Raw genomic sequence first — 5397 nt, 5'->3', positions numbered from 1 at the left:
GTGGCTTGATGGGCAGCCATCGCACGCAAGAAGCGGTGACGCCAGAGGAAGGCAGTGTTTTTGCTGACCCCGCAACGCAGAGCGGCCCGGCGGACAGTCAGTCCTTCAATGAGGGCTTGCGCGTAGTCTTCCCAGCACTGCGCTTTACGTAATCTGGCCAAGGGGGTCCTGGTCAGCACGGTGCTGGTGCGCAGACACCGTTTGCAACGGTAGCGACGTAGTCCCCGACTCCATCCCCAAGGCGCCAGCTGATTGGCATCGGCCTGGCAATGTGGGCAACCACTGCATGCAGGTAGCTGGGTATTGAGGGAGGTAATGGCGTGGGGCGCAGTGAGCTCCTGCCGGGCAACACGGCGTTGGCGCAGGGTAAGCTGTGGAAAGAGAGACAACAGGTGTTGAAAGGCTGGGGTATCCATGATGGTAGACCTCAAGGTGATGGCCTACTTCAAGCTTAGCCTTTCAACACATAATTGGGACAGAGCCATTTTTTATGGTTTCTTGATGTGGTGCCGGTGTTGGGTCGCTCGCCATGGAATTAACTGGTATTACCTGTCAGGATGACTACAATGCACAATCACTTTTTTCGCTCGATCCTGAATCATGTTTGCCCAAGACCCCGTATTTGACTCCTCCTTTGAAGCCCGCTTTTTACATCCCCGTTACTGGTTTAGCTGGTTGGCACTCGGTGTGCTGATGCTGCTGGCGTTTGTGCCGGTCCGGTTGCGTGACCGTCTGGCAGATGTGCTGGCACCGCTGGTGTTTCGCCTGTCGAAAAAGCAGGTTTACATCGCCAGAACCAATCTGGAGATCTGCTTTCCCGAGAAGAGCCCGGAGGAGCGGGATGCCATTGCGCTGACCTCGATCCGCGTTGGCCTCAAGAGTCTGCTGGGATTTGGCGAGTTCACCATGTGTAGCCAGCGTTATCTGATGAGCCGGATGCAGGTGAGCGGTTGGGAACACATCGAGGTGGAGCGGGCAGCCGGTCGTCCGGTGATCCTGGTGGTGCCCCACACCTGGCCGGTGGATGCAGCCGGCTACTGCTTCACCCAGCGCGGGGTGCCCATGTGCACCATGATGAAGCGGGCACGCAATCCGGTATTTGACTGGCACCTCAACCGGGCTCGAGCCAAAAACGGTTGCCGCGTTTATGAGCGCAGCGCCGGGATCAAAGCGGTGATCAAGACTATCCGTCGAGGCCGCAGTTTCTTCTACCTGCCGGATCAGGACCATGGCCGCGAGAAGAGCATCTTTGCTCCCTTCTTTGATTGCCAAAAAGCAACTTTGCCCGCCTTGCCCCGTCTGGTGCAGGTCAGCGGTGTCAAGGCGGTGCCATTGCTCGCTTGCTACGATGAAGCGCATCACTGCTACCGGCTGGAGATTGATCCCCCGTTTGACAACTATCCCACCGATGATGTGATGGCAGACACTTGCCGGATGAATGACATGGTGCAGCAGCAGCTGACTCGCCATCCGGGTCAGTACATGTGGTTCCTCAAGATCTTTGATACCCGTGAAGATCAAGAGGGGTCGGATGGCCGTTACGAAGAGGGTATCCGGCGGATCCGCCAGGGGTTGCCACCCCAGGGCTAATCCGTGCATTCTGCTATCTGACATGGCCCCAAGCGGGCTAATGCCAGTCAGTTAAGCCTGACTGGCATTGTTTTTATTGGCTTTTTTAACTCCATACTTCTGTGGCCTGGGCTTCACGCAGCGCGGGTAACTTCGCTCCCTTCGGGCCGGTAATACAAACTGCCCTGCCTGTTTCTCCAGCTCCGCCACGCGTCCCGGGATATTCCCCGGCGACACATACGGCATGCAACTCAACTCATGGATGAGGTAGACCGAGGCCATGTGAAAACTCAGCTGACTCGCCGTATATCCTTTCAGGCTCGCCGCCATCTTCACCATCTGACTGCGCAGCAGGTTGTACGCCAGCAACACACCCCATAGCTCTTGCCGTATCCCCGCCGCCTTCTTGCTGCGCAGGGTCAGCCGGTGCTGTTGCAGGCTGTGCTTCATCTCCCGATAGCCCAACTCGATTTCCCAACGATGACCATACAGGTCGACGATATCGGCGCCAGGGAAGCGCATCGGGTCGACCATCGAGGTCAGCACCTGCCGCTCTTTGCCGTTGATAGTGCGAGTCAGCAAGCGGGCTTCTAGCGTCTCTGGCAGTTGCGGCCACTTCTTCCTCGCCTGTGGACTGGGTTTGAGACGCACCAGAGCATCCTGACGCCCCAGTTTGCGCAACACCTCATACTGCGTGCCCTTTTTGAGTGGCAGCAACCAGTGCCGCTCGCTGCCAGTGGTCTGCCAGGCATGGAGCAAACCGAGGGAGTAAAACCCCTTGTCGAACAGGGTCAGCGAGTGGTCCGGCGTGCGCGCAACAAGCTGTTCGGCCAACACCATCTCGTTGACGGCGCAACTCTCCATGACGGCCTGAACAAGCAGGTGACTGGTCAACTCCATCTGGCAGAGCATGCGCACCTGCGGATAAGCGGTCTCGCCATGCTGGGTGCCGGGCTTGGCAAAGACAGCGGCATTGTCCGGGGTATCAGGCGTGCGCCACATCACGCCATCGACAGCGAGCAACTGCAGCCCAGCCCAGCCGGGGTGATTGGCCTGCTGGTGCCAAAGGGAGGCGGTCTCGTGAAACAGGCGTTCGATGCTCTTGTGGCCAAGCTTTTGGCGAGCTTGCAGGAAGGCGCTGGGGGCGACAAAGGGTCGCTCACCGGGCAACAGGATATCGAGCTGATTGACCAGCTGGGTCATGGGGACGTTGCGGAAGATGGCCATGCCGATGATGGCCCAGACCAGTCGCTCCATGGGCATACGGCGACGGCGCAGGGTAGCGATGCCCTCTTCGCCGAGCAGAGTGGTGATGAGCTCGTTGGGAATAAGGTCGGAGAGTGACTCAAACTGAGCGGCCTTGCTGGCGTGCAGGAAGTCGAGGGCTTGCTCGATACGCATAAAAAATCCGAAACCAATCAACAGGTTTCGGATTTTCACACATCAGAAGGATCGGTCAATGGATCCTTAACTGATCGGCATTACCCCAAGCGGGCCATTTTTTATGATAACTAATCCGATCAGTGCCTTGCAGGTCGGCGGCCAGCCTCCTCAGGGTAGAAAAAAATGTCAGAATAATTACAATATCCGTTTGTTTTTTGATGACGTGATGACCGTTATGTCTGCATTCGATCCGCTATTTGATACCTCATTTCATATCCGCCTGCTGCATCCCAAATGGTGGGGCAGCTGGTGTGCCTTGGGCCTCTTGTCCCTGTTAGCGTTCACTCCAGCCCGGTTAAGGGATCGCTTTGCCGATCTGGTCTCACCGACTGTGCTGCGATTTTCGAAAAAGCAGGCCTATATCATCGATACCAATCTCAAGATCTGTTTTCCCGAGCTGGATGCGGCGGATCGGCAGGTATTGCTGCTCAAATCGATCCGGGTCGGTCTCAAGACCTTTATGGGCTTTGGCGAGCTGAGTTGGCGCAGCAAGGCGCGCCTGACCCGCCGCATCAAGGTGAGCGGCTGGGAGCATATACAGGCTGAGCAGGAGGCGGGCCGTCCCCTGATTTTGGTGGTGCCTCACACCTGGGCGGTCGATATGATAGGCCGTTATTTTTCCATGATGGGCATAGAGATGTGCACCATGATGAAGAGCCCCAAGGATCAGGTGTTTGACTGGTACATCAACCGCGAACGGGCCAAGGGCGGCAAGGTGTATGAGCGCAGTGTCGGCATCAAGCCGGCGATCAAGGCGATCCGCGCTGGTGCCAGCTTTTTCTACCTGCCGGATCAGGATCATGGTCGCGAGGCGAGCGTCTTTGTGCCATTTTTTACGCGTCCGAAAGCGACCCTGCCTGCCTTGCCCAAACTGGTGAAGCTGACCGGTGCCAAAGCTGTACCTATTTTTGCCAGTTATGATGAGGATGAGGGGTGCTACCTGCTGGAGATAGAGCCGCCGTTTGACCCTTATCCCACCACGGATCTGCTGGCTGATATCAATGAAATGAACCGCATGGTGGAGCGACAGGTTGCTCGCCATCCGGAGCAGTACATGTGGTTTTTGAAAATTTTCGAAACGCTGGAGCACTCACACGGGGATAACGGTCTCTATGAAGAGGGGATCCAGCGGATCCGCCAGGGGCTTCCTCCTGAGCCCTGAGCCCTGAGCCATGGGCTGCAATCTGATCGTAACGTGATGGATCGTTGGATGATGGTGGGTTGGCACAGGTGTCTCGATGTGATGTTTTTTTAGGCACACCGGTGGACAAAAATAGGGCAAACAGGGGATAAAAGGGTGTCATATGAAAGGGATAGGCAGGTGAGTGTGCGCGGAGCTATCTTCCGGAGCGGAAATAGGGTAAAAGGGCGGCCATGAAAATTCCAAATCGAATCCAACCTCTGGTTGATGACGGCCTGGTCGATGAGGTCGTCAGCCGGTTGATGAGCGGCAAAGAAGCCGACGTCTATGTGGTGCGCTGCGGCGATGCGATCCGCTGCGCCAAAGTTTATAAAGAGGCGTCCAAGCGCAGCTTCAAACAGGCGGTGGTCTATCAGGAGGGGCGCAAGGTGCGTAACAGCCGCAGCGCCCGTGCCATGGAGAAGGGCTCCAAGTACGGTCGCAAGCAGCATGAAGAGGTGTGGCAGAACACCGAGGTCGATGCCCTGTTCAAGCTGGCCGCGGCCGGTGTACGGGTGCCACAGCCTTATGTCTGCCTCGACGGCGTCCTGCTGATGGAGCTCATCACCGACGAGGATGGCAATGTGGCGCCGCGGCTCAACGATGTGGCACTCTCCCCCGAGCAGGCGGTTATCGATCACCACAAGGTGATCCGCTACGTGGTACGGATGCTCTGCGCCGGTCTGATCCACGGGGATCTCTCGGAGTTCAACGTGCTGGTGGACGAGCATGGCCCCGTCATCATCGACCTGCCTCAGGTGGTGGATGCTGCCGCCAACAACCAGGCCAAGGCGATGCTGGAGCGGGACGTCAACAACATGCGCAACTACTACGGCATGTATGCCCCCGAGCTGCTGAAAACCCGTTACGCCAAGGAGATGTGGGCGCTGTTTGAAGATGGCAATCTCACCCCTGAAACCGAGTTGACCGGCCTGTTTGAAGAGAGCACCGAAGCGGTCGATATCGATGCCGTGCTGCACGAAATCGAGAGTGCCGAAGAAGAAGCCTATGCCCGTCAGGCCCGAATGAATGCCGAACAGGAAGATAGCTACTAACCGCTTCTCTCCCTCATAAAAAGAGCGCCTTCGAGGCTAATGCCAGTCAGTTAAGCCTGACTGGCATTGTTTTTATTGGCTTTTTTAACACCATACTTCTGTGGCCTTGGCTTCACGCTGCGGGGGTAACTTCGCTCCCTTCGGGCCGGC

5 protein-coding genes are annotated in these 5397 nt (G+C 57.1%); 3 read left to right on the top strand and 2 right to left on the bottom strand.

The genetic code is table 11. The features are described from left to right. A partial coding sequence (locus CF137_RS19725) for an IS1 family transposase (RefSeq protein WP_139721143.1) occupies positions 1-416 on the bottom strand: 416 nt, incomplete at its 3' end. A gap of 184 nt (positions 417-600) precedes the next feature. Here CF137_RS19725 and lpxM point away from each other — a divergent pair. Then, positions 601-1590, top strand: a complete 990-nt coding sequence (gene lpxM, locus CF137_RS19720) for a lauroyl-Kdo(2)-lipid IV(A) myristoyltransferase (protein ID WP_139721141.1) — start codon at positions 601-603, stop codon at positions 1588-1590. 51 nt (positions 1591-1641) lie between these two features. Here the strand turns inward: lpxM and CF137_RS19715 are convergent, their stop codons facing one another. Beyond that, a complete protein-coding gene (locus CF137_RS19715) occupies positions 1642-2970 on the bottom strand; it encodes an IS4 family transposase (RefSeq protein ID WP_139721139.1) in 1329 nt (442 codons plus the stop codon). A gap of 208 nt (positions 2971-3178) precedes the next feature. Here CF137_RS19715 and CF137_RS19710 point away from each other — a divergent pair, with 208 nt between their 5' ends. Then, complete coding sequence (locus CF137_RS19710; RefSeq protein ID WP_162515994.1) at positions 3179-4174, top strand: LpxL/LpxP family acyltransferase; 996 nt, start codon at positions 3179-3181, stop codon at positions 4172-4174. A 212-nt stretch (positions 4175-4386) separates the two neighbouring features. Beyond that, positions 4387-5247, top strand: a complete 861-nt coding sequence (locus tag CF137_RS19705; protein ID WP_042024013.1) for a PA4780 family RIO1-like protein kinase — start codon at positions 4387-4389, stop codon at positions 5245-5247. Positions 5248-5397: the final 150 nt, after the last annotated feature.

The organism is Aeromonas sobria, from assembly GCF_006243315.1.
In the GTDB taxonomy this organism is placed as follows: domain Bacteria; phylum Pseudomonadota; class Gammaproteobacteria; order Enterobacterales; family Aeromonadaceae; genus Aeromonas; species Aeromonas sobria_A.
This window is presented reverse-complemented; position numbering and strand designations above follow the sequence as displayed.